Genomic DNA, 18,691 nt, shown 5'->3' on the forward strand with positions numbered 1-18,691 from the left:
GTGATCGCGGAATACTCGTCACTCATCACCCTGATCGCCCTCACGGCGATTCTCGCCTATAGCTTCTACGCCGTGCTCATCGCCGGCCAGTTGAGCTTGGCGCAAGTAGGGCTCGCCTCGTTGGCGGCCTTTACCTCGGCGCTTGTCGTACCCTCCGAGCCACTATTCGGCTTCATCCCGCCGCTCGTCATTGGCATCATCTTCGGCATGATTGTCGGCGCCTTCGCCGCGTTTATCTTGGGACTGCCCGTCATTCGCCTTCGTGGCGTGTTTCTTGCCATCGCCACTCTCGCCTTCGGCGAAATGGTGCGGATCTTTCTGATCAACCAGACGTGGACGAACGGTGCGCAAGGGCTTAGCTTCGCCAAGCTTGTTGGCCCCGGCGTCGCCTGGATCGCGTTGATCGTCGTCGCGTACTGGTTCTGGCGCCTGTCTGGTTCCCGCCTCGGGCGAGCGTTCGCCGCAATTCGCGAAGATGAACTGGCCGCGACCACCATGGGCATCGACGTTCCTCGGTACCGGATGGCGTCGTTTGTGATCGCCGGAGCAGTTGCGGGCCTCTATGGCGTGCTTCTCGCGCACTTCTCCCGGTTCGCGGATCCGAACGAGTTCTCCTTCACTGCTGCAGTCGATGGACTTGTCACCGCAGTCGTCGGCGGCGTCACGCTCTTCATCGGCCCCGTTCTTGGCTCCGCTTTCCTCAGTTTGCTTCCTGAAGTGCAGCGCGCGATCGGAATCGATGCCGGGTGGATTCGCCCCACGATTTCGGGTGTGCTTCTTCTTGTCGTGATTCTCTTTCTTCCCGGTGGCCTCTCGGGGCTCATCCCGGTGCGAAAATCGGCCAAGCGACTGAACGTCGATCCGTCATTCCAGCCCACGCTGCCTGCCCTGCCAGCTGTTGGTTCCGAGCTTGTCAACCTCAGTGGCCTTGGCAAGTCGTACGGCGGAGTTCACGCCGTGCAATCTGTTGACCTCACGGTGAATGCTGGAGAGGTGCTCGGACTGATCGGGCCCAACGGCGCGGGAAAGACCACCCTCGTCAACATGGTGACCGGCCTAACGCCGCCAACGACGGGAACCGGCAGCGTTCTCGGCGTTCCTCTCACCGCCAGCACGAAAGCACACCGTCTGGCGCAAGCCGGAGTGGCGCGCACCTTCCAGCAGATCAAGCTCTTCAACCGCCTCTCGGCGCTCGAAAACGTGCTCGTCGGCGGCTACCGCATCACGCAGGACACACTGTTGCGTCGGCTGTTCTTCTTGCCCTCAGCTCGCCGTCTCGAGCGTGAAGCCGTCGCGATGGCCTCCGCCCAGCTGGTCCGCGTGGGCCTCGGCGAGAAAGCCGCGAACGCCGCCGGTGACCTCTCCTATGGCGACCAACGTCGACTGGAGATCGCCCGCGCGCTCGCCTCGCATCCGTCTCTCCTCGTGCTCGATGAGCCCGCAGCGGGAATGAACCATGTCGAAGCAGCAAGCCTGTCGGAGCTCATTCGTTCGCTGGCCGCCGACGGCATCGCCGTGCTCGTCATTGAGCACAATGTGCGGATGATGCTGGCCACGTGTGACCGCATCATGGTGCTGAACTTTGGTGAGATCATCGCCTTCGGAGAGCCGAGCGAGATCGCTCGGGACCCGCGCGTGCTCGAGGCCTACCTCGGATCAGCGGGCTCCGATGAGGATGTCGAGGCGGCATCCGTGCTCGCCTCCGAAACCCTCGCCCACGTTGTCGATGACCGTGCAGCCGAGCACCCCGAGCATGACGGTGCTGCTGCGGCCGACGACGCGACTACCCCGGAGGAGAACCGATGAGCGACCCGATTCTGAGTGTCACGGGCCTGCAGGTCAACTACGGGCGCGTGGAGGCCGTGCGCGACGTGTCCTTCGAGGTGCCGGTCGGCTCGCTTGTCACGCTCGTCGGCGCCAACGGTGCAGGCAAGACTTCGGTGCTCAACGCCGTATCGGGGCTCTTGCGCCCACGCCAAGGTGTCATCACTTTCGAGGGCACAGACGTCACCAAGTGGCCGGCGCACCGCCTAGTGAAGGCGGGGCTGGTGCAGGTGCCGGAAGGTCGCGAGATCTTGGGCACCCTCACGGTTGCCGAGAACCTCACTCTGGGTGGCTGGCACCGCAGCAACAGTGCGATGCACGCAAAGGTTGCCGAAGTCTACGAGCGATTCCCCGTGTTGTTTGAGCGTCGCAAACTGCATGCTGGCGCGCTATCGGGTGGAGAGCAGCAAATGCTGGCGATTGCCCGCGCTCTGATTGCCGAACCGAAGATTCTGCTGCTCGACGAACCGTCGATGGGGCTGGCTCCGAAGATCGTCGACGAAGTGTTTACCGTGATCGAGGAGATCCGGCAGACCGGCACCACTGTCGTCCTTGTCGAACAGAACGCCCGCCGTGCCCTCGCCGCCGCCGACTACGGTTACGTCTTGGAAACCGGCGAAGTGTCGCACTCTGGCCCCGCCCATGAACTGCTCGCTGACGAGAAGGTCATCGAGGCCTACCTCGGCCTCGACTAGGGCAGACAGCGAAAGACCCGCAACACTCTCGTCGTTGAGTGACGAGGATGCTGCGGGTCTAGCCACGCAGTGGGGCGACCTGTGTGGTCGCCGTCACCGCAACTACGGCTGACTGCGGATGATCGAAATAGGCCCCGACTGATCGCTCGCTGTCGTCAGTTGGGGCGAAGCGGCATCCGTTGTCTTCGCTTCGGCATCGTCGCTGTCATCGTCGTCCCCGAGCACGTTGAGCGATTCCGTGGGTTCTCCGCGGTCGATGCTGGTGGCCAACGGAACCTCTTTGAGGAACATCAGCAGCACGGCCGAGAGCAGAACCAGCGGCACCATGTAGAGGAACACCGGTGCCAGCGAATCGTTGTAGGAGCTGACGATGATCTCGCGGAGCGCATCCGGAAGATCGCGCACAGCAGCTGGTGTCAATGAGTTGGTGTCGCCGGTGGTGCCAGCGGCACTAGCCGGAAGGCGGGTGCTCAGCAGATCGGTGAGACGAGCAACGAACAGGCTGCCGACCACTGCGGTGCCGATTGAGGCACCAATCTGGCGGAAGTAGTTGTTGGATGCCGTAGCGGTGCCGACCTGCGAGTTGGGGAACGTGTTCTGCACGATAAGCACCAGAATTTGCATGCTCATGCCGATACCGAGGCCCATCACGGCGAGGTACGAGCAGAGAATCCAGAGGGGGAGGTCGGGCGTCATAGTGGAGAGCAACGCCAAACCGGTAGCGAGAACAAAGGCGCCCGTGATCGGTAGCCACTTGTAGCGGCCGGTGCGACTAACCAGTTGGCCCGCCGTTACCGAACTCAGAAGAAGCGCACCCATCATCGGAATCATCAAGAATCCGGCCTGGGTCGCGTTTACTCCCGTCACCATCTGCAAGTACGTCGGCATGTAGGCGAGGGCACCGAACATGGCGATACCGGTAATCAGGCCGGATGCCGTCGTGAGAACAAAGTTGCGTTCCTTGAACATGCCCATGGGCATGATCGGCTCGGCGGCGGAGCGTTCCACCATCACGAAGGAGAAGGCGGCGACAACGGCGATGATGATTAGCGAGATGATGAGCAGCGAATCCCAGTCGTACTGTGTGCCACCCCAGGTTGTCGTGAGAACAACCGCTGCCGAAGCAATGGCGAGCAACACCATGCCGGCGACATCGATACTCGGCTTGCGCTTGTTGTGTGGGGGGAGTTTGAGCAGGGTGACGGCTGCGAGGATCGCTAGGGCACCGAGCGGGAGGTTCATCCAGAACGCCCAACGCCATCCGATCGACTCAGTGAACCAGCCACCGAGTAGTGGCCCGGCGACGCTCGCGAGAGCAAATACGCCGCCGATCGCTCCCATGTAGCGGCCACGCTCGCGTGCGGGAATCACATCGGCAATGATCGCCTGCGACAAAATCATGAGGCCACCGCCACCGAGTCCCTGAACGGCACGGCCGACGATCAGCCAGGTCATGTCGGGGGCGAGCCCGCCGACAACAGAGCCAATCATGAAGATGGAAATTGCTCCGATGAACAGACCCTTGCGACCAATGAGGTCACCGAGTTTTCCGTAGACGGGCATCATGATGGTCGCAGCCAGAATGTAGGCCGTCGTGACCCACAGCATGTGGTTCACGCCATCGAGCTCTCCCACAATGGTGGGGAGCGCGGTGCTGAAGATGGTTTGGTCGAGAGCTGACAGCAGCATCGTCACCATGAGACCCACGAACAGCAACAGGATGCTGCGCTTCGTAGCGGGATCGTTGAAGGTTTCGGGAGTGACGTCGGCGACGGGTGGTTCGTTGGTGGTTGTCATTGAAGTGTGTTCAGTGTTTCTCGTGTAAGTCCGATCGCGCGAAGGTACATGGAGTCGATGTCGGCGGTAGCGCCGGCAGCAATCCATTCCTTGACCGCGATTCGAACGGATGCGACGCAAGTGGCTACGGCAATTTCGGCGACGTGTTCGGGGTCGCGGGGGAGCGTAGTTTCTCGCTTATTAAGGAATTCGACAACGGCAGCAGCCATCGTGCTGTTCAGTTGCGTGAATTGGTGAATCTGTCGGCTCAACAAACGCGGGTGTTCTTGAACAAGAGCCATCCGCTGTGTTTTGAGCTGAGTTCGTGCGGCCATCGGGCCAAAGATGTGGAACATGGTGGAGACGATCGCAACGACCAAGTCATCGGTTTCTGCGCCGGCGACTCCAGCATCAATCGCGCGCTGAACTTCTCCCATGTCTTGAGTTCCGAGGATGGCATCCTCTTTGCTCTCGAAGTAGTTGAAGAAGGTGCGCGGCGAGATGTCGGCGCGGTCGCTGATCATGTCGACCGTGGCGCCATCGAGTCCTTCGGCCGTGACGATTTCAACCGCGGCAGTTTCGATGCGCAGTCGCGTTTCGATTCGTTTGCGGTCGCGGAGACCGAGGGCAGGAGTATCAGGCACGCAGCAATAATTGCAGAGACTGCAAAAATGCACAACTGCAAAAAGCTGGGAGAGTGCTTAGAGGTCCGCGCCGGCTAGAGCGTGATGGATTCGCCCGGCTGCAGAACCGTCAGTTCGCCACCGTAGCCAGCCATGGCATCCGTAATTCTGGCGGCCGAGAGGGCAAGTCCCTTGTCGGAGAGCACGGCGTCGTGGGTCTGAATCGCGCGCTTCGGGGCCAGCTCGGTCACGTAATCCATGACCTCACTGATCTTGAGCCACGGAGCGCCGGCGGGGATCGCGGCGGCCGCCACGGGCTTCGGCGGCACCGTGAAGGAGTCGCCGCCGTACCAAAACTCGCCATTCACGAGCACGCCGAGGTTGTCGATCATGGGGATCGAGGGATGGATGACGGCATGCTCGCCGCCAAAGAATTCAAGTGTCCAGGCCCCCACGGTTTCGCTCGCGCCGTCAACGACTGTGGTGGTGTTCCAGTTAGTGGCAGCGGCCGTGACACCGGCAGGGCCGAAGATGGGCGCGTCGGGATTGTTGTCGCGAATGCGCTGCAGTTGCTCGTCGGTCCAGTGGTCGGGGTGTTGGTGGGTGATCACGATGGCGGTCACGTTGTCGAGCGCGGGAAGCGGCGCGGTGAACCCGCCGGGGTCGATGACGAGGCGCTCATTCTGGTGTTCGAGAACGAGGCAGGCATGCTCATACTTGGTGACCTTCATGGTTCGAGCCTAAGCCTGTGGTGCGCTGGATGCGAGACAGTGCGACATACTGAAGTGTGGAGTCGATCAAACCCCTGCGTCTCGTTGTCGCGATCAATCCCACAGCATCGTTTGGCCGCGGCAAGAACGTGGGCCCTCGTGCTGTTGAGGCCTTGCGCGCACTCGGGCATGACGTGACCGCGCTTGAGCAACCCAATTTCGCTTTGCTGTTGAAGCGCGGGCGAAAAGCGGTCGCGAAGAAGCCGGATGCCCTACTTGTTGTTGGCGGCGACGGCATGGTCAATTTGGGCACCAATCTGGTCGCGAAAACCAAGGTTCCTTTGGGCATCATTCCGTCGGGCACCGGCAATGACATGGCTCGGGGTCTTGGCATCCCCCTGTCTGATGTGGATGCCGCTGTCGCAAGTGTTGTTCGCGGCCTTGCGAGGCCGCCGCGGGCTATTGACGCCGGCAGCGTTACCTATGTCGACGACGCCACTGGTTCGGCCGCGACCCGCTGGTTTGCGTGTGTGCTCTCCGCCGGTTTTGATGCGATCGTCAACGAGCGTGCGAACCTCATGTCGTGGCCGCGCGGTGCCAGCCGCTACACGGTCGCGCTTCTCATCGAACTGTTGCGCTTGCGCCCGATCCACTACAAGCTCACCCTCGACGACGTGGTGATTGAAACTACGGCTGCGCTTGTCAGCGTGGGCAATAATGTGTCGCTCGGTGGCGGCATGAAGGTAACGCCCGATGCGATTCTGGATGACGGCCTCGCCGATGTTCTCGTCGTTGAAGCTCTGTCGCGGTTGGCTTTCTTGCGCGTCTTCCCGCGCGTCTTCAGTGGCAAGCATCTCAGCGACCCTCGCGTGACGGTCTATCGGGCTAAGCGAATCCGTATCGAGTCCGAGGACATCATGGCGTACGCCGACGGGGAGCGCTTTGCGGCGCTGCCGATCGATATCAAGATGGTCGCCGGCGTGCTGAACGTTCTGGATCAGCGGCCGTAGCCAGTGCTTGCTGGTGTCCCGCTAGGCGGCGGGGGAGGCGGCGTCGGTAGCGATGCACGCGTAGTCAGTCATGAGCGTGCCATCGTCGGTGGAGTGCTCGGAGATGATGAATTCCTGGTCGGGGCGTGCTGCGCCATCTGCCACTGTCTCTTTGAACGCGCTGAAGGTGTCAGAGCACGCTGAGGAGACCGCGTTCTGCAAGCCGCCGGCGTCAGTGATGGCACTCTTCTCGAGTTCGCCCTTGCCGATCACAATGTGGCTGTGATCTGTGGTGCACGGGGTCACTTCTGCTTCGCTGAGGTTGCTGCCGTCAACGAAAGTAAAGCAGTCATCGACGAGTAGTTCGGTGGAGCCGATGATGGTCGGCTCGAGCACTTGGCCGCTGTCATCGCGGGGAATTTCAGGGGAGAGGAGTGAGCACCCCGTGAGTGCGGCGACAGCCGCAACGGCAATAAAAGTGGCAGTGGTGGCGCGCGTGAAGGCAGTCAAAAATGATCCTGTGATTATAAATTGGCAGAAGTGGGAAAAGTAGTGCAAAAGGTGTGGCATACTTTTCTAGTTGTTGTGAGGCCCCATCGTATAGAGGCCTAGTACGCCGCCCTCTCACGGCGGTAACGCGGGTTCGAATCCCGCTGGGGTCACAGTAGCAAAATCCCGGTCTCGTTCGTGTGAACAAGACCGGGATTTTATCGTTAACGGGACACCCAGTTCAGGGGGTCAATTCCGCCTTCATTGCGCGGTACCCGCGGTAGTGCGGACGTCAGCGTAGAGCTTGCTTTGGAGAACCGGCCCGCTGCCGCGGCCCTTGCTTCGTGATGAATTCTCGTTACGGTGGAGGGGTGCCTAACTCCAACGCAGTCGGGATGTGATGCAGATGTTTATGGGTGGAAACGGCCAGTGGGTTCGCGCCCGCAATGAAGCCGGAGCCAAACTTTTTCTTCAAGAGAAACAGCTGGAGGCCGAACGTCATGCGGCCTCTCGGGCTCGCTCCCGAGCATTCTGGAAGCGAACCCGTCGACGGGTGCGTGAATCGTGGCAACGCTGGCGAGCTAAGCGCCAATCACACTGAGCGCCAATCACGCAGAGCGCCAATCACGCAGAGCGTGCTTACTCCGCGATGAACTTGAGAATGTCGCGGCCGAGTTGCTCCTGGTAGTCGCCGTAGATGCCGTGGGGCGCTCCCGCATACACCTTGAGCGTTCCGTGCTTCACGAGCGCTGCGGCCTTGTGGGCGGCATCGTCGATGGGCACAATCTGATCGTCATCGCCGTGCGCGAGCAGGATGGGAACATCCAGAGCCTTCAGGTCTTCGGTGAAGTCGGTTTCGGAGAATGCCTTCACGCAGTCGTAGGCAGCGGCCAGATTGACGTTCATGCCCTGGCGCCAAAACTCGCGCTTAGCACCCTCTGACACGGCGGAGCCGTCGCGGTTGGCACCGAAGAATGCTTCGGTCAGGTCAATGTAGAACTGCGACGCATCCTTCAATACACCCGCACGGATGCCATCAAAGGCTTCCATGGGCAAGCCATCGGGGTTGGTGTCGCTGACCACCATCTGCGGCGGAACAGCGCCGGCAGTGATGACCTTCGCGACGCGGCCGTTGGCGTGCTGAGCGGCATAACGCACCACTTCACCGCCACCCGTTGAGTGGCCAATGACGACGAGGTTGCTGAGGTCGAGGTGCTCGACGAGCTCAGCGAGGTCGCGGGCATAGGTATCCATGTCATTGCCGGTGTAAGTCTTGGAGGAGCGACCATGTCCGCGGCGGTCGTGCGCGATAGCGCGGTAGCCGTTGTCGGCGAGCAGTTTGATTTCGACTTGCCAGGCATCCGAGGAGAGAGGCCAGCCGTGGCTCAGTAGTACCGGCTGACCGGCACCCTGATCGGTGTAGTAAATCTCGGTTCCGTCGGAGGTGGTGAAGTAGGGCATTGCGGGTTCCTTTCAAGTGGTGGGGAGAACTCTGTCTCAGGCTAGAAAGGCAATCGCTGGTGCGCGTGCCCCCACGAGTCCTAGGCAGGTACCCGCAGAGGCCCGCACCGGACTAGATTTACTAGTGCGGGAATTGGGAAAGGACCCCTCGTGGCCGATCAACAGGGTGCGCTCGGTGAGTACTTGTGCGCTCGCCGCGGAGTGCTCACGCCCGAGCAAGTAGGGCTGCCGGCTGACCCTCAGCGTCGTGTGGCCGGGCTGCGTCGTGACGAAGTCGCCGCGCTCGCGGGCATCAGCCGCGAATACTACGTTCGGCTTGAACAGGGCCGAGATAATCGCCCGTCGATGCAAGTGATCAGTGCGCTCGCGCGAGCGCTTCAACTCGACGAATTTGCTGTCCGCTACCTCGTTCGGTTGGCAACGCCTCAAGCGCCTCGACCGCAAGCAGCGGGGCCGTTGCCGGATGCCATCACCGGCCGTCTACTCGAGCAGTGGCCAGATAGCCCCGCCCTCGTTCTCGACCCTAACCGCGACATTGTCGCCAGTAATTCGCTGGCCCGGGCTCTTGTTCCCGAAAGTTTTCAGGTCGGCATGAACCTCATGCTTAATACCTTCTTGCCCGGCGCTCGCACGCGGCATCCTGATTGGCGCGGTCTCGTCTCTGATCACGTTGCAGCGCTTCGCTTCTACAGCGATCCGACAGATCCACGTCGGCAAGAGATCGTCGCTCAGCTGCTGCGTGAACAGCCCGAGTTTGCTCGTTGTTGGGCGCGCCATGATGCTCGCCCGTTTAGCGAGCGGATGTTTCGTGTGCCGATTGCGGGGGTCGGGGAAGTGGAACTCAACATCCAACTCTTCTCGCTGCCGGTGCATTTTGGCTACGAGCTGATGGTGGTATTTCCGACCCCCGGATCGCCCGCCGCCGCCGCTCTCGCGTACCTCGCGGCTCGGGGTGCTTCGCCGGGTGTGATCCCCACACGCTTCAGCGAGCCAGACGCACCAACGCGCTAGATCGCGGTGGGTGGCCCCACCGGGGCTAGGCTGCCGCGACAGTCGCGCCCTACGGTGAGCACATGAACGAAGATGTCGATCCCGTCATTGCGCGCCAACGTGCTCTGGTGAGCGCGCACCTCAGGAACTGGCGTGAAGTGCCCGCTGTGCTGCTGGATCGGCATCTTGAGGTGCTCGCCTCGAACCCGCTCGCTCGAGCGCTCTCCGCCAGTTTTGAGAGGGGCGTGAACCTCGCTCGTTTCACCTTTCTCGAGCCCACTGTCGAGCGAAGTGGGGCATCCTTCACCGCGGCGGCAACCCAGGTCGCCGGGATGCTCAACGACTCGCTCGCGCTCCATGAGGGCGATCGCGAATTTCGGGAGATAGTGGGTGAGCTCTCGGCCAAGAGCCACACGTTTTCCGAAGTGTGGGCGAAGGAGTCGATCGGAGCGCAGGTGACCGGCAATGTTGGCTTTACTGATACCCGCGTTGGCACGCTCAATCTGGGCTATAGCCTCGTGAGAATCCCCGAAGACCCCGACGACTACCTACTCGTGTTCTGCACCACCGCTGATGGCGCGCAGTCGCAACTCGATGCACTGATAGCGCTCGTTGCACACGATCCTCCGTCTCTCATTGAGAGCTGATGGGGCTCCACGCGAGGAGAGGTTAGGCGTCGGGTGATGGCTGGTCGGAACGGAAGTCGGATGCCCCGGGCCGGCGTATCGACACGAGGTACGCGATGGCGGCTGCAGCGTGAGTGTCGGGCTCGACAAGGTACGTCACAAGATATTGGCCGGGAGCGTTCGATACTTCGAGGGCTTGCCAGCGAAATTCGACCCAGCCGATGGGGTCAACGTGCACGTGGAGTGTGCCGCCCGTATGGGGTCTGGCTTCGTGCCGTGCCCAGAGTGGTCGAAAGCTTCGGTAGGTCGTCGACAAATAGCCGACCACCTCGTGCAGCCGCGGATCATGGGGGTCGCTTGAGAAACGAAGGGCGGCGAGCATCTGGTTGAGAATGGACTCCCAGCCCTCCAGCACCGCGGCGGGCTGTTCCTCGTCGATCGCGCGGGCGTACCCGCCGAAAGCGTCAATGAGCTGATTGTGCCCCGGTTGCACTTCGGGACTGAGGGCGCGCATCAACTGATTGGCGGCGAGCACATCATGGTTGCGATCAAAGAGGTACGCGGGGGTGTGCGACCAGTAGTCGAGCAATCTCAGCACCGACTCCGACAACGGATGCGAACGCATCGTTTGTGACCCCGGTCGCGCTAGTCGAAAGAAATAGTCGCGCGCATCGTCATCCAAGCGCAGCGCTCGCGCCAGCGCACTGAGCACTTGGTCGGAGGGATGCTGATCGCGGCCCTGCTCAATACGCACGTAGTAATCGGCGCTGATGCCCGCGAGTTCGGCGACCTCTTCGCGACGAAGCCCAGACACTCGTCGGCCCGCCGTAGCGGGCAGTCCAACGTCGGCGGGCTGCAGCGAATCCCGGCGCGTCCGCAGATACGTGGCGAGCGGATTCGGCTCGTGGGCCATCGGGTCTCCTCGTGCTCTCGGCAGCGTGCTCAGTGCTGAATCTAGTACACGATTCGTAACAGAAAGTAGCGAGAAGACACATGCTCGACGCGTGCCCTGATGAGGCTCAAGATAGGGCTCACACCCCATCCGGAACCCTGACTCACCAAGGAAAGCGACCATGCCACATCTCACTGCCACGCCCACTGCGATCGAGAATCGATGGGCGGATAGCGCCCGCCCCACCACACCAGAGGGCTGGCTTCAGCGCGCTCAAGAAGTGTCTGACATCCTGGCGGCAGATGCGGTTGAGCGGGATGTCGCCAACCAGCCGCCGCACGCCGAAGTGGCGCTTCTCAAGAACTCCGGGCTCGTCACGCTGCTCGGGCCGACCGAGCATGGTGGCGGTGGGCAGGCGTGGGAGACCACCTACAAGGTCATCCGCACGATTGCGCGGGGTGACGGCTCGATCGGGCAACTGCTCGGCTACCACTACCTCTGGGCGTGGGCGGCACGCCTCGTCGCCACCGACGAGCAGATCGTCGCCGTGGAGAAGCACTACACCGAGAACAACTACCTCTTCGGCGGTGCGGTGAATCCACGCGATTCCGATTTGCTCGTCACGGATGAGGGCGACGAGATCGTCTTCACCGGCAACAAGTCGTTCTCTACGGGCGGTGTCGTTTCGGATCTCACCGTGCTCGAGGGCATCCTCGAAGGAACCGACACTCATGTTTTCGCCATCGTGCCGACAGACCAGCCAGCAATCGTGTTCAACGGCGACTGGGACAATCTGGGCCAACGACTGACCGAATCCGGCTCCGTACAGATCAATGGCGTGCGCACCGGCTGGTCGTCAGCGCTGGGATTCGTAAACAAAGAGTTCCAGCCGCTCACCTACGGCACTCTCAACGTGCCCGCGATCCAGTTAGTCTTCGCAAATTTCTATCTCGGCATTGCTCAAGGAGCGATTGAAGCCGCGTCGTCATACACGCGCACCAAGAGCCGCGCCTGGCCCTATGGCGGTGACAACAAAGCGCACGCGAGCGAAGAGTGGTACATCCTCGAAGGCTATGGCGAACTGCAATCGAAGCTATGGGCGGATGAGGCCCTGCTCAATGCTGTCGGCGCCGAAATCAGTGCGGTGCTTCACGCGCCACGCACCGAGCTCACCGAACGCCGCCGTGGCGAAATCGCCGTGCGCATTGCAGCCGGGAAACTGCGCATTAGCGACGACGGCTTGGAGGTCGCAACGAAGGTGTTCGAGCTGACGGGAGCTCGGGCATCCGCCAACTCAGTCGGCCTCGATATTTTCTGGCGCAACCTTCGCACCCACAGCCTGCACGACCCGGCGCCCTACAAGAAGCGCGAAGTCGGTCAGTACGTGCTGCTCAACGAAGTGCCAGAACCGAGTTGGTACACCTAAGCAGCGTTGGGCGCTGAGAGTAGTTAGCCCTTGACTGCGGCGTCAACAGCCTCCGGCAGATTCTCGAGACGACTCGTCTCGATGTATTCGTCATTCACGAAGAAGGTGGGAGTGCTGTTGACGCCCAGCTCAACGCCGGCATCGAAGTCTGCCTCGACGCGAGCCTGAGTTGCGGGGTCGGCGACGGCGGCATCGTAGGCATCCATATCCAGCCCGATTTCGACGGCGAGCGCGCGGAAGGCATCTGTTTGCGGGGGAGTTCCGCCGGCCCAGTCACCCTGAGTCTCGAAGAGGCGCTGATACATGGCCTCGAATTCTCCCTGCTGGGCAGCAGCCTCTGCCGCGAGGGCGGCATCCATCGAGTTGAGGTGGCTGGGCAGCGGGAAGTAGCGAACGACATAGTTGATATCTCCGTCGTACACTTCGCGCAGGGCCTCAACATAGGGATAGAACTGGCCGCAGGCACCACATTCGAAGTCGAGGAATTCGACGACGGTGACCGCAGCGGGCCCGACGTTGTCGACATAATTCGAGTCGCTGGCTACAGCAGAGGCGAGTTCGGAGGAGTCCGAGCTGGTGCTTGCTGTCTCGGTATCGGCGTTCTTCGCTGTCACGTAGACAAAGACGAAGGCGGCGACGAGAGCGAGGATGCCCAGTGCAGCAAAGGTGGGCAGGAGGGCTTTCTTCACACGAGACTCCGAACAGGCTGGGATTGACGGCCAGCGCCCATTGCTGAGCGCGAATCAAGGCTATGCGAAAGTCGAGCCGCGCGGAGGCCGTTCACGATGACCACCAGTTCGGCGAGCTCATGCACGAGCACCACTCCGGCCAGGCCGAGAACGCCCGTGAGCGCCAGCGGGAAAAGACCCACGATGATCGCGAGCGACAGCACGATGTTTCCGGTCATGATGCGACGCCCGCGCCGCGCATGAAGCAGTGCAACCGGAATGAGCCTCAGGTCGCTGCCGGTGAAGGCGACATCCGCCGACTCGACCGCCGCTGCCGAGCCTGTCGCACCCATTGCAATGCCCACGTCGGCGGTGGCGAGTGCTGGCGCATCATTGATGCCGTCGCCAATCATTGCCGTGGGGGACTCCTGGGAGAGTGCAGCGATCGCATCGGCCTTGTCGGCGGGAAGTAGTTCGGCGCGCACATCGCTGATCCCAGCTTCGGCCGCAATCGTTGCCGCCGTTCTGGAGTTGTCGCCGGTGAGCATGAGGGTGCGGATGCCCGCGCTCGCCAACTGCGAGACAGCCTCCGCAGCGTCGGGCCGCAGTTCGTCGCGGATACCGAGAAGCCCGATCACGATGCCGGAGCGTTCGATGGCCATCACGGTCATGCCCTCGTCGGCGAGGCGCAGCGCTGCAGGAGAGAGCGCTGCTGGGTCCATCCACCGGGTGCTGCCGGCGCGCACAGGAACGCCGTTCAGGATGCCGGATATTCCGCGGCCGGCATCTTCCCGCACTTCGAGTGCCTCGGTGTGGTCGGGACATGCGGCCAGGACCGCGTGAGCGAGGGGGTGCGTGCTGTGCGTTTCGAGCGCAGCGGCGATGCTGAGCACCTCGTCGCGCGTCACCCCATCGACGGTTTCGACGGCAACAAAGGTTGGCTGGTTTCGCGTGAGCGTGCCGGTTTTGTCGAAAGCAACGGTGCGGATGCTGCCCATGCGTTCGAAGGCGGCGCCCGATTTCACGATGATTCCGAGCTTGCTCGCGGAGCCGATCGCCGAGATGACCGTCACAGGAACGGCGATTGCGAGGGCGCACGGCGATGCGGCCACAAGCACGACGAGCGCTCGTTCGGTCCAGAGTTCGGGGTCGCCGACGAGGAAGCCGAAACCAACAACGGCGGCGGCGACTCCCAAGACGATCGGCACCAGGGGGCGCGCGATTCGATCGGCCAGTCGGGCGCGGTCGCCCTTACGAGCATTTGCTTGCTCCACCAAGTGCACGATTGTGGTCAGGGAGTTGTCGGTGCCGTTCGCCGTGGTGCGGATGCGCAGCACACCTTCGCCATTGATGGAGCCAGCCAGCACGGCGTCGCCAGTGTCGACCGCGGCGGGAAGCGACTCGCCGGTCACCGCTGACGTATCGACGCTGCCTCGACCACTCGCGACAACGCCATCCGTTGCCACGCGTTCGCCCGCGCGCACGACGAGAAGATCACCAACGACGAGGTCGCGAGCCGCAAGAGTGAGAATGCTTCCCTCCCGTTCGACGAGAGCCGTGTCGGGAATGAGCGCGAGCAGGGCGCGCAGACCATGGCGGGCACGGTCCATCGCGCGATCCTCGAGTGCCTCGGCAATGGAAAAGAGAAAGGCGAGCGCGGCCGCTTCGCCGACGTGATCAAGCAGTACCGCCCCGATTGCCGCAATCGTCATGAGCAAGCCAACGCCGAGGGAACCGCGCAGGAGACGACGCACCGCACCCGGAACGAAAGTCGCGGCCCCCGCGAGCAGGCTGAGGCCGTAGATCGCGATAATCAGCCATCCGGTGACGCCCGCCCAGCCGGTAATGACAGCTGCCGCGAGCAGAATGCCGGACGTGGCAGGCAAGGCGAGCCCCCGGTCCTTCCACCATGGCGCGAGCGCGTCATCGGCTCCGTGCGGTGCTGGGGTGCCCGCCGAAGAGTGGGCAGAGGCGGAGGCGGAGGCGGGGCCAGCGGCGGCTAATGAGTCAGCAGCGCGCGACTTCTGCGGAGCATCCACTCCACAGCATTCTTCGCTCACGACGCGGCCACAGTCGGGGTCGCGCTCGCCGCTGCACCGTCGCAGCACAGCGGCACATCGCAGTTCTCATCGGAGCAGGGCACCCCGTCGTCGACGGCCAGCACGACGTTCACGATGGCAGTGAGCGCACGCGTGAGGTGGGCATCCGCGATCTCGTAGCGGGTCGATCGTCCCTCGGGGGTTGCGGCCACTAGTCCGCATCCGCGCAAGCACGTGAGGTGGTTGGAGACGTTGCTGCGAGTGAGTTCGAGATCGTGTGCCAATTGCACGGGGTAGCCGGGTTTCTCGAGCAGCGAGAGCAGGATGCGGGCGCGAGTGGGGTCGGCCATCGCGCGACCTAAGCGGTTCATGACATCGACACGAGAAGCAATGGTCAGCATCCACTGACCATACAGTGATCGCTGACGTTAATTCCACACGCGAAACTGTGAGTTACCGGGCCTCGCTCGGGCCAGCGTCGGCTATCATGGGGCACGCGAAGGGGAGTATCCCACCTCGTTGTACTCGTCAATACGAACCGCTCAGTAGCGGTTCCGGGGCAACGGCATCCACGTCTCTTGTGGGTGCGGGAGAGACTTTCGAGTCTTGCTACGCTTCGAAACCCTTGAACGGATTCTTTTGACTACTCTGCCTATTTGGTTTGAAGTGACGTCGATGTCAGTGCTGCTGATCATTTTGACGGCCGACCTGATCATGGCTTACAAGCGCCCCCACATTCCGAGCACTAGGGAATCGGCACTGTGGGTTGGCTTCTACGTAACGCTCGCCCTCATCTTCGCCCTCCTGATGTTCCTCCTGGGCGATGTCGAACAGGCCGGCCAGTTCATCGCCGGTTGGGTCACGGAATACAGCCTTTCGATCGACAACCTCTTTGTCTTCGTGATCATCATGGGCCGCTTCTCGGTGCCACGAAAGTATCAACAAGAGGTGTTGATGGTCGGCATCCTGATCGCCCTCGTTCTGCGCGGAATTTTCATTCTGCTCGGAGCGCAACTGATCGAAAACTTCAGCTTCATCTTCTACATCTTCGGTGCGTTCTTGCTCTACACGGCCATTCGCCAGGTCTTCGAGGACCATGACGATATGGAGCAAACCGAGAGCGGGATCATCCGCTACTTGCGCAAGCACATCAACATCTCGCCAACCTTCGACGGTGGCAAGGTGCGCACCGTTATCGACGGCAAGAAGGTCTTCACGCCGATCCTCGTGGTGTTTGTAGCGCTCGGTATCACTGACCTTGTGTTCGCGATCGATTCAATTCCGGCCATCTTTGGAATCACGACAGACCCGTTCATCGTGTTCACCGCCAACATCTTTGCTCTGATGGGGCTTCGACAGTTGTACTTCCTGCTCGGCGACCTCATCGACAAGCTGGAGTACCTCCACTACGGCATCGCTTTCGTGCTCGCGTTTATTGGTGTGAAGCTGTTCCTGCACGCCATGCACGTCAACGAGCTGCCGTTCATCAACGGGGGAGAGCCGCTGCTCTGGGCACCCGAGATCGGCACCTGGACCTCGCTCATCGTGATCCTTGCCGCGATGGCCGTTGCCGTCGTCGCGAGCCTTGCCAAGATGCGCCGCGACAAGAAGCGCGAGCTCGCAGAACTCTCGGTCGACTAAGCGGCCGTCCGCAACTGACAACGCGCGGTGGCGCCCCGTGAGCTGATGCTCGAAGGGCGCCACCGCGCGTTTCGTTTTTAGAGTGGTGCCTTAGCCGGCAGTAACGAGGCGCGACTGCGCGAGACGTTCTGCGGCGTCCAAGGTGGTGATGCTCTGGGCAGCGGCATCGCGGAAGATCGTGGTCACGGTGTCACCGATGGCTTCGACCCGCTTCGTAATGGCTTCGGCATCCGCATCCGGCTCCGAAGCCATGTCGAGGTAGATCACACCGCCACCGTTCACCACGAAGTCCGGCGCCCACAAAATGCCGCGCTCGGCAAGAGCCTCGGCGCCGTCGTGTTGGGCGAGCTGGTTGTTGGCAGCCCCGACAACCCCGCTGACGTTGAGTTCGCGGATGACGCGGGGGCTGAGCGCGCCGCCCATGCCGCACGGGATGTAGAGGTCGGCAACCACGCTGTGCGCTTCGTCAGCGTCAACCCAGTTGGCGTCGAGTTCTGCTGCGAGCAGTTTGCGGTCCAGGTTGACGTCGGTGACGGTGAGCACAGCGCCGGCTGCGGTGAGGGAGCGGGCCAAACGGCCGCCAACCTGGCCGAGGCCAGAAATGACGAGATGACGCCCGGCAAGATCGCGGGTGCCGAAAAGGGCTTCGCATGTGGCGAGGATGCTCGCGTGCACGCCTGCGGCGGTGGCATCCGCCGGTTCTCCAGCGCCGCCCTGATCGGCAGGGAGACCACACACATGTTCGGTGCGCTCGGCAACGATCGACATGAGCTCGGCGCTCGTGCCGACATCTTCGGCCGTCATATACGCGCCGTTGAGGCTCTCGATGGCGTCGCCGAGATCGAGCATGGCCTCACGCTTCTGATCCGCCGTGAGGGTGACGCCCATAGGGATATGGATGACCGACTTGCCGCCACCACGGTTGAGGCCGGCCGCAGAGTTCTTCAACGTCATTGCAGCAGAGAGGCGCAGAGCGTCAGCGACAGCATCGGTCCAGTGCGGATAGTTCCACATTCGCGCACCGCCGAGGGCTTGGCCGAGAACGGTGGAGTGGACGGCGACGGTGATGACAAGCCCGGATCGTTTTCCGGTAGAGATAAGAACGTTCTCGTGCGTGAAATCCGCATTCTCGAGAGCGGATACGGGGGCTTCTAGCGTCGTTGATGCGTGCGAAATCATGAACTTCTCCTGCGTGTGGGCCTTGTGGGCAAAACAACAAAATGGCAAGTGGTGGTAGCGCGAGGGTGGTGCGCTCTGGTCAGCATACCGCCGGGGTTCGGCGGTGTCGCCTATTCGTTGCTACCTTATGATTTGGCACATGCGTGAGCGATCGAAAACGGTCGCCACGGGCCGAGAACGTGCGCCCAGCAGCGACAGAGAGACCAGTTCATGAGCGACATTTCGTCAACGCCTCAGCCGAACGAACCAATACCTCAGTCGAGCAGACGCAGGCCCATCTGGAACCTCGTGAAGTTCTTTGTCATCCCGCTCGCGATCATCGCGATAATCGGTGTGCTGACGACGCAAAAGCATGATGGTCGGGCCGAGATCATCGAGAATGGTCTCGTGACGCAGGCCGTGCCTACCGGCAACACTGTTGATGAGTCGAGCCGCTCTGGCCGCCACACGGTGCAACTCGTCAGGCTGGAGTTCAGCTACGAGGTCGACGGCACAACCTATACCGCTCTGGGCGACATCAGCTACGAAGAAGAATCCTTCGATAAGGATGCCGCGCTCGCCGCAAATCCCACGGCCGAGGTTCACTACGTCGACGCCGACCCCGCCACGGCCATCGTGCTCGACACCGACTACCGCTAGGTGACCGCTAGTTCGCAGAATGCG

The 18,691-nt window shown here is 61.9% G+C and carries 18 protein-coding genes and 1 tRNA gene; 9 read left to right on the top strand and 10 right to left on the bottom strand.

All coding sequences use genetic code 11. The features are described 5' to 3' along the window. Together I6E51_RS05560 and I6E51_RS05565 are read left to right on the top strand one after the other, a co-directional pair. Window positions 1–1,806, top strand: coding sequence for a branched-chain amino acid ABC transporter ATP-binding protein/permease (locus tag I6E51_RS05560; RefSeq protein ID WP_307783826.1), 1,806 nt, complete (start codon window positions 1–3; stop codon window positions 1,804–1,806). After that, window positions 1,803–2,519: an ABC transporter ATP-binding protein gene (locus I6E51_RS05565; protein WP_197106113.1), complete on the top strand. Its 717-nt coding sequence runs from the start codon at window positions 1,803–1,805 to the stop codon at window positions 2,517–2,519. Before I6E51_RS05560 ends, I6E51_RS05565 begins: the two co-directional genes overlap by 4 nt. A 102-nt stretch (window positions 2,520–2,621) precedes the next feature. Here I6E51_RS05565 and I6E51_RS05570 read toward each other — a convergent pair whose 3' ends face one another. From I6E51_RS05570 to I6E51_RS05580, 3 genes are all read right to left on the bottom strand, one after another. Further along, window positions 2,622–4,316, bottom strand: coding sequence for an MDR family MFS transporter (locus I6E51_RS05570; RefSeq protein ID WP_197109655.1), 1,695 nt, complete (start codon window positions 4,314–4,316; stop codon window positions 2,622–2,624). Further along, the gene (locus I6E51_RS05575; RefSeq protein WP_197106111.1) at window positions 4,313–4,939 is read right to left on the bottom strand and encodes a TetR/AcrR family transcriptional regulator; all 627 of its coding nucleotides are present in this window, start codon (window positions 4,937–4,939) and stop codon (window positions 4,313–4,315) included. Before I6E51_RS05575 ends, I6E51_RS05570 begins: the two co-directional genes overlap by 4 nt. A gap of 74 nt (window positions 4,940–5,013) precedes the next feature. Continuing rightward, window positions 5,014–5,649: an MBL fold metallo-hydrolase gene (locus I6E51_RS05580; RefSeq protein WP_197109656.1), complete on the bottom strand. Its 636-nt coding sequence runs from the start codon at window positions 5,647–5,649 to the stop codon at window positions 5,014–5,016. Window positions 5,650–5,705: 56 nt separating this feature from the next. Here I6E51_RS05580 and I6E51_RS05585 point away from each other — a divergent pair, with 56 nt between their 5' ends. Then, window positions 5,706–6,638, top strand: coding sequence for a diacylglycerol kinase family protein (locus I6E51_RS05585; RefSeq protein WP_197109657.1), 933 nt, complete (start codon window positions 5,706–5,708; stop codon window positions 6,636–6,638). Window positions 6,639–6,659: 21 nt separating this feature from the next. On the opposite strand, the gene I6E51_RS05590 is transcribed toward I6E51_RS05585, so the two are convergent. Continuing rightward, window positions 6,660–7,127, bottom strand: coding sequence for a hypothetical protein (locus I6E51_RS05590; protein WP_197106108.1), 468 nt, complete (start codon window positions 7,125–7,127; stop codon window positions 6,660–6,662). Between the two features lie 79 nt (window positions 7,128–7,206). Between I6E51_RS05590 and I6E51_RS05595 the strand changes: the two genes are divergently transcribed. Next, window positions 7,207–7,279 (top strand) — tRNA-Glu (locus tag I6E51_RS05595). A gap of 466 nt (window positions 7,280–7,745) precedes the next feature. On the opposite strand, the gene I6E51_RS05600 is transcribed toward I6E51_RS05595, so the two are convergent. Beyond that, the gene (locus I6E51_RS05600; RefSeq protein WP_197109658.1) at window positions 7,746–8,567 is read right to left on the bottom strand and encodes an alpha/beta fold hydrolase; all 822 of its coding nucleotides are present in this window, start codon (window positions 8,565–8,567) and stop codon (window positions 7,746–7,748) included. A gap of 150 nt (window positions 8,568–8,717) precedes the next feature. On the opposite strand from I6E51_RS05600, the gene I6E51_RS05605 reads away from it, so the two are divergent. Further along, on the top strand, window positions 8,718–9,578 hold the full coding sequence (locus I6E51_RS05605; protein ID WP_197109659.1) for a helix-turn-helix domain-containing protein: 861 nt from the start codon (window positions 8,718–8,720) through the stop codon (window positions 9,576–9,578). 62 nt (window positions 9,579–9,640) lie between these two features. Beyond that, complete coding sequence (locus I6E51_RS05610) at window positions 9,641–10,204, top strand: hypothetical protein (RefSeq protein WP_197109660.1); 564 nt, start codon at window positions 9,641–9,643, stop codon at window positions 10,202–10,204. Between the two features lie 22 nt (window positions 10,205–10,226). Here I6E51_RS05610 and I6E51_RS05615 read toward each other — a convergent pair whose 3' ends face one another. Then, window positions 10,227–11,096, bottom strand: coding sequence for a helix-turn-helix transcriptional regulator (locus I6E51_RS05615; protein ID WP_197106104.1), 870 nt, complete (start codon window positions 11,094–11,096; stop codon window positions 10,227–10,229). A gap of 160 nt (window positions 11,097–11,256) precedes the next feature. On the opposite strand from I6E51_RS05615, the gene I6E51_RS05620 reads away from it, so the two are divergent. Next, window positions 11,257–12,501, top strand: a complete 1,245-nt coding sequence (locus I6E51_RS05620) for an acyl-CoA dehydrogenase family protein (protein WP_231599659.1) — start codon at window positions 11,257–11,259, stop codon at window positions 12,499–12,501. A 23-nt stretch (window positions 12,502–12,524) separates the two neighbouring features. Here the strand turns inward: I6E51_RS05620 and I6E51_RS05625 are convergent, their stop codons facing one another. From I6E51_RS05625 to I6E51_RS05635, 3 genes are all read right to left on the bottom strand, one after another. Further along, window positions 12,525–13,190, bottom strand: coding sequence for a thioredoxin domain-containing protein (locus I6E51_RS05625; RefSeq protein WP_197109661.1), 666 nt, complete (start codon window positions 13,188–13,190; stop codon window positions 12,525–12,527). After that, a complete protein-coding gene (locus tag I6E51_RS05630) occupies window positions 13,187–14,881 on the bottom strand; it encodes a cation-translocating P-type ATPase (RefSeq protein ID WP_231599902.1) in 1,695 nt (564 codons plus the stop codon). The genes I6E51_RS05625 and I6E51_RS05630 overlap by 4 nt, the downstream gene beginning before the upstream one ends. Before the next feature lie 344 nt (window positions 14,882–15,225). Beyond that, window positions 15,226–15,609, bottom strand: a complete 384-nt coding sequence (locus I6E51_RS05635; protein WP_197109663.1) for a helix-turn-helix transcriptional regulator — start codon at window positions 15,607–15,609, stop codon at window positions 15,226–15,228. A gap of 232 nt (window positions 15,610–15,841) precedes the next feature. Here I6E51_RS05635 and I6E51_RS05640 point away from each other — a divergent pair, with 232 nt between their 5' ends. After that, window positions 15,842–16,849 (top strand): TerC family protein, encoded by a 1,008-nt coding sequence (locus I6E51_RS05640; RefSeq protein ID WP_197125169.1) that lies wholly within the window; start codon window positions 15,842–15,844, stop codon window positions 16,847–16,849. 90 nt (window positions 16,850–16,939) lie between these two features. Here the strand turns inward: I6E51_RS05640 and I6E51_RS05645 are convergent, their stop codons facing one another. Beyond that, window positions 16,940–18,028 carry a Glu/Leu/Phe/Val dehydrogenase family protein gene (locus I6E51_RS05645; RefSeq protein ID WP_197106099.1) on the bottom strand — a complete coding sequence of 363 codons (1,089 nt, stop codon included), beginning with the start codon at window positions 18,026–18,028 and terminating at the stop codon, window positions 16,940–16,942. Window positions 18,029–18,238: 210 nt separating this feature from the next. Between I6E51_RS05645 and I6E51_RS05650 the strand changes: the two genes are divergently transcribed. Further along, a complete protein-coding gene (locus I6E51_RS05650) occupies window positions 18,239–18,667 on the top strand; it encodes a DUF3592 domain-containing protein (protein WP_197109665.1) in 429 nt (142 codons plus the stop codon). Window positions 18,668–18,691: the final 24 nt, after the last annotated feature.

This window comes from Salinibacterium sp. NSLL17 (assembly GCF_015864935.1).
Classification (GTDB): Bacteria; Actinomycetota; Actinomycetes; order Actinomycetales; family Microbacteriaceae; genus Rhodoglobus.